The sequence below is a fragment of the Bifidobacterium sp. H6bp9 genome, from assembly GCF_032193695.1.
Lineage (GTDB): Bacteria > Actinomycetota > Actinomycetes > Actinomycetales > Bifidobacteriaceae > Bombiscardovia > Bombiscardovia kimbladii.
On sequence record NZ_JASTZY010000017.1, the window covers coordinates 1 to 496 of the forward strand.

Annotated in this window: 1 protein-coding gene; it reads right to left on the reverse strand. The window is 62.1% G+C overall.

Features of this window, described 5'->3' with window-relative positions:
* Positions 1-496, reverse strand: a 496-nt coding sequence (locus tag QRX40_RS08650) for an RCC1 domain-containing protein (protein ID WP_396184586.1), incomplete at both ends; no start/stop codon positions are given.

The following is a 496-nucleotide window of genomic DNA, read 5'->3' on the forward strand; positions in this document are numbered from 1 at the left end:
TCCCCATGCGTAGGCGTTGCCGTCGCTGCCCACGGCCAGCGAAAGATGGTATCCGGCGCTGACCTGTGTGGCTTGCTGTCCTTTGCTCTTGTCCTTGGGGCTGGCGGGGTCGCGCACGCGCTTAGGAACAGGATTCGTGTCACCGGTCCCGCTGGCGGTGTTGTTGCCGAGGTTACCATAGTAGTTGCATCCCCATGCGTAGGCGTATCCGTCGCTGCCCACGGCCAGCGAATGATCGCCTCCGGCGCTGACCTGCAGATAGGTGAAATCCTTGGGCAGGTCCGGGTACGTGTTGCGGTCGGGTGTCTTCACCCTGACCGGCGTAATCTGGCTGTGGATCGTTCCGTCGCCGAGCCGGCCATTGTAGTTCCATCCCCATGCGTAGGCGTTGCCGTCGCTGCTCACGGCCAGCGAAAAATTAGTTCCGGCGCTGACCTGCATGTAGGTGAAGTCCTTGGGCAGGTCCGGGTACGTGTTGCGGTCGGGTGTCTTCACT